At 67.1% G+C, this 5,418-nt stretch carries 1 protein-coding gene; it reads left to right on the plus strand.

Annotation, left to right across the window (positions count from 1 at the left end; genetic code table 11):
- Window positions 1-5,121, plus strand: a 5,121-nt coding sequence (locus AB0280_RS21445; protein ID WP_307493477.1) for an Ig-like domain-containing protein, incomplete at its 5' end; no start/stop codon positions are given.
- Between the last annotated feature and the right edge of the window lie 297 nt (window positions 5,122-5,418).

The following is a 5,418-nucleotide window of genomic DNA, read 5'->3' on the forward strand; positions in this document are numbered from 1 at the left end:
GACCTGGTGGTCCTGAACGATGTGAACTCGGGGAATGTGTGGTTGGTCAACCAGAACATGCAGCTGGTGAACAACTGGGACGACGTCATCCCACCGCAGCAGACTTCGGACGACGCCGACAAGGACTCCGCCGACGAAGTCCAGCAGACCGTGCTGCCGGACCGCACCAAGCCCAACAGCGCGCCCGTGGCCAAACCTGACCAGTTCGGCATCCGCGCCGGAAAGACAACCATCCTGCCCGTCCTGGACAACGACTCCGACCCCGACGGCGACGTCCTCACCGTCCGTACCCCCGAAGGCGTGAAAACCGGCGCCGTCTCGCCCATCTACGGATCCACGGGCCTCCAGGTGGCCGTGCCCGCCGACAAGACCGGCAGCGAAACCTTCAAGTACACCGTGGACGACGGCCGCGGGCTGTCAGCGTCGGCCGACATCACCCTCAACATCATTCCGCCCGGCACCAACACCCCGCCGCGGCAAAAGCCCAACCGGAACACCACGCTGGTGGTCCAGTCAGGCAAAGCGGTCACCCAGAACATCCTTCCGGACTGGATTGATCCCGACGGCGATGACCTGTTCGCGGTCTCCGTGTCCAGCACCGACCCGCTGGACCAGGCCCGGATCCGCCCCGACGGCCAGCTGACCTTCCAGGACTCCGGCGCCGCCCCGGGCCGGAAAGTCCTCACCGTCACAGTCTCGGACGGACAGTCCACCGCCGAAGGCAAGGTCACTGTGGACGTCAGGAGCCCCGGGGCCTTGCCGCCCATCGCCAACGCCGACCATGTGGTGGCCGTGGCCGGCACCGATACCGTCATCACCCCGCTCAAGAACGATTCGGACCCGCAGGGCGGGGCACTGCGGCTGGCGCAGGCCACGCCGGATGCCGAGTCCACAGCCACCCTGAACCCGGACCAGCAGACGTTCACGTTCAATTCCCGGACCCTTGGCGCCCACTACGTCAGCTACCTGGTGACCAACGGCCCGGCCAGCGCCCAACAGCTGGTCCGCGTCGATGTGGTGCCGGGCACCGACGAGGGTGCGCCGGTCGCCGTCCGCGACACCGCGCTGCTTCCCACCGGCGGGGATGTCCTGGTTGACGTCCTGGGCAACGACTCCGACCCCTCCGGCGGCGTGCTGGTGGTGCAGTCCGTAACCGCCGACGCCGGCCTGCCGGTCAGCGTGGCAGTGCTGGACCACTCGGTGGTGAGGATCACCGATATCCGCGCCGAAGGCCAGCTGACGGTCCGGTACACGGTCTCCAACGGACGCTCGTCCGCCACCGGCGAGATCGCGGTGCTGATGGTTCCCGCTCCCGCCAAGCTCCAGGCACCCCAGGCCAAGCCGGACGAGGCCACGGTCAGGGCGAACGACGTCGTCACCATCCCCGTCCTGGCCAACGACGCCGACCCCAACGGCTCCAAGCTCACCCTGCTGCCGGAACTCGCCCAGCAGCCTGACGCTGCAGACGGCCGCATGTTCGTGGCGGGCGACCAGCTGCGGTTCGTGGCCGGCCCCGAAGCGAAGACCGTGTACGCCATTTACAAGGTCCAAAACGAATCCGGGCAGGTGGACTCGCAACAGGTCACCATTCGCATCCGTGCCCGGGACGATGACCGCAACACGCGGCCCGAGCCCCGCAACCTGACCGCCCGCGTGGTGGCCGGGATGACCGTCAAGGTGCCCGTGCCCCTCGACGGCATCGACGCCGACGGCGACTCCGTCCAGCTCATCGGCATCGACAAGGCACCGGCCATGGGAACCGCCGTGGTACGCGACGGCTACCTTGAGTTCACGGCCGCCGGCGACGCTGCCGGCACTGACAGCTTCACCTACCGGGTCCGGGACAGGATCGGTGCCGAGAACACCGGAACCGTCATTGTGGGCATTGCCCCGCCGGAGGCCAACAACCAGAAACCCATCGCGGTGGACGACGCCGTGGATGTCCGGCCCGGCCGCAAGGTGGCCGTGGAGGCGCTGGCGAACGATTCGGACCCCGACGGCGATCCGCTCAGCCTGGTTTCCGACGGGTTCGAGGCCAAGCCCGACCTGCAGGTGGAGGCTGCGGACGGCGCCAAGATACTGTTCACTGCGCCCGGCACCGCCGGCAACGAAAGCATCAGCTACCGCATCCAGGACGACAAGAAGGCTTCCGCCAGCGCCGTGATCCGGGTGCGGATCAGCCAGGACGCCGAACTCAAGCGCCCCGTGGCCAAGGACGACCGGGTGACGGTGGCCGAAACCCTCGGCAAGACCGCTGTTGACGTCCCCGTCCTGAAAAACGACTCTGATGCCGACGGGGTGGCCTCCGAGCTGAAGATCAGCCTCCCCGACGGCAACCCGAACGCCCGGACCGGCGACTCGGGCAACGTGGTGGTGACCCTCACCCCTGAAGACCAGCTGATTCCTTACACGGTCACGGACGTCGACGGCCTCACCTCCACCGCCCTGATGTGGATCCCCGGCCAGGGCGCGCAGTATCCCACCCTCGCCAAGACCGACCCGGTTGAAGTCATGTCCGGCAAGGACGTCACCCTGGACCTGTCCGAATACGTCCGCGTCCGCAACGGCCGCACCGCCAGGATCACCGTGGCCGACTCCGTGCGCGTCCAGGGCGGATCACCGGAGGGCGTCATTCAGTCCGACGGCAAGGCCCTGCGCTACACCGCGAAACCGGACTACGTGGGCCCGGGCTCCATCACCTTCGAGGTGACGGACGGCTCCGGACCCGACGACGGCGACGGCCTGAAATCCACGCTGGTGATCATGACCAAGGTGATCCCGGACCCCAACGCCAACCATCCGCCCACCTTCAGCGGTACCTCCGTGGACGTCCCCAAGGCCGAACAGGCAACGGTGGACCTCGCCGGGCTGGCCAAGGACGTGGACGAACGGGACAAGGACAACCTCCGCTTCGAACTGGACGGGACCCTTCCCGCCGGATTCAACGCAAAGGTCGACGGCGCCACCCTCGCCATCACCGCGGACGGTTCCCTTGGCATCGGCGTCACCGGAAACATCCAGGTGAAGGTCACCGACGGCAGGTCTCCCGCCGTGAGTGCTACCATCACCGCACGCCACGTTGCCTCCAACCGGCCCCTGCCGGTGGCCAACGATGATGCGGTGGACAAGGCCAACGCCGGGAAGACCGAACAGGTCAACGTCCTGGCCAACGACTTCAACCCCTTCCCGGACACGCCCCTGCGGATCGTTGGCGCCACGGTGGAGACGGGCTCCGCAGCCGGGCAGCCGTCCGTGTCGGGAGACAGCATCACCGTTACCCCGGCTGACGGGTACAAGGGAGTCATGGTGGTCCGCTACACCGTGGCCGACAAGACAGGCGACCTGTCCCGCCAGGTGGACGGCCGCCTGCGGCTCACCGTCCGGGGCAAACCCGACGCACCGTCCGCCCCCAGCGCTACCGACGTCCGCAGCCGCACCGCCGTGCTCAAGTGGGCCCCGCCGTCGGACAATGGAGCGTCCATCACCGGGTACACCGTCCGCTCGAACAACGGCTTCGAACAGAAGTGCCCCACCACCACCTGCACATTGAGCGGGCTCACCAACAACGTAAAGTACGTTTTCACGGTGCTCGCCACCAACGAGGTGGGGGACTCGCAGGCTTCGCCGCAGTCCAACGAAATCCGCCCTGACGAAAAGCCGTCACCGCCTGAAGCCCCCACGGTGAAGGCCGGGGACAAGACGATGGCGGTCACCTGGCCCGCGGCGAAGACCGAGGGCTCACCGGTGAAGCACTACAACCTGGAAATTTCGCCGCCGCCGGCCAGCGGGGTGGCCGTGAAGAACGAGGTCGCCGGGCTGAACTACACCTGGACCGGCCTCACCAACGGCGTGAAGTACAAGGTGCGTGCGCAGGCCGTCAACGAGCTTGGCGCCTCCGACTGGGGGACGTATTCCGCGGAGGACAATCCCGCCGGTGTCCCGGCGGCACCTGCAGCACCTTCGTCCGCCGTCGCATCATCCGTGGGGACCCAGAACCAGCTGCGGGTCACGTGGGCCGAACCCAACACCAACGGCGATCCGATCAGCACCTATTACGTCACCATGAGCGGTGGCAACGCCCCCGCCCAGACGCAGACCGTCCCAGGCAACGTCCGCACCGCCAACTTCACTGCCAACAACTCCGAGGCCGCCTACACGTTCACGGTGCAGGCTGAGAACAAGGCCGGCAAAGGCGCGGTCAGCCCGCCCTCCGCGCCCCGCCGCGCCACCGGCAAGCTCGCAACGGTCTCCGGCGTCACGGCCACGCCGGCGAACACCGGCGGAGCAGGACGCGCCGTGACCGTGGACTTCCGCAAACTGACCGCGGCGGAACGCAACGGTTCTGCCGAAAACGAGGTCAGCTACAGCTACAACGCCAGCAACGGCGCCCGCGGCCCCATCACGCCCGGCCAGACCATCGGCGGCTTTACCAACGGCAGCGCGGTCAGCATCACCGTCGTCGCCAACTCCACGGTGGCGCCCAGTTCGGACGCCAGCACCCCTGCCACCACCACACCGTACGGATCCCCGGGCACCCCCTCGGCGTCCGGCCAAAACGGCGGCGTCAACCAAAAGTCCGCCACCCTGAACTGGTCCTCCCCGTCCACCAGCACCAATGACGTGGCGCAAACCAGGATCAGCATCAACAACGGCGGCTGGGAAAACGTTGCCCCCTCCGGCAGCAGGACGGTCAACACGGCAAACTTCGGTGACACCGTCACCATTGCGGTCCAGACCTTCAACTCCGTCGGCACCGGCAGCGCGGTGGTCACGGCCAGCGCCACTGCCGGCAAGCAGGGACTGTGGGAAACCCGGATCAAGACCTCCGACCCCAACTTCGTCAGGAGTTGCACCTTCACCCTGGGCGGCTCGAACTACCGGCCAAGTCCCTACTTCGACTGTGACGGCGTCAACGCGGACAGCCCGCCCTGGTTCTACAAGGCGGACCAGGACCGCATCATGGTGGCGTGCTACATCGACCAGAGCGACAACTGGTCCGGCAACGGCATCGTCCGCTGGTGGCGGGTTGAATCCGGTTCCGCGCGCAACGTTGGCCGGTACGTCATCGCCGGCCACACCACGCTTGCGGATCCCGCCGGCCTGGGAGCCCCACATTGCTGACAGGCAGGGCCCGGGTGGGCGGGCAGTTGTCCCCATCGCGGGGGTTGCGGCGGTTCGGTAGGCTTGCCGCGGGGAAAGAAAGCCTGCTGCCTGTCCTGCGACCGGGCCGCCATCTGGCTACACAATCTGAGGGAAAAGTAACGCTGTGACAACTCTGCTGGGGAAGCTTGGGCTGAAAAAGCGACATAGGAAGCTCGTCACTGGTACTGCGTTTGGTGCTGTGGTTGCTGTGGTGGTGACGGGTGCTGTGTTGTATCCGGGGTTCAAGACCACTGAGGTGGAGTTGAATGACGGTGG

The sequence above is a fragment of the Pseudarthrobacter sp. 902506025 genome (assembly GCF_040702325.1).
Taxonomy (GTDB): Bacteria; Actinomycetota; Actinomycetes; order Actinomycetales; family Micrococcaceae; genus Arthrobacter.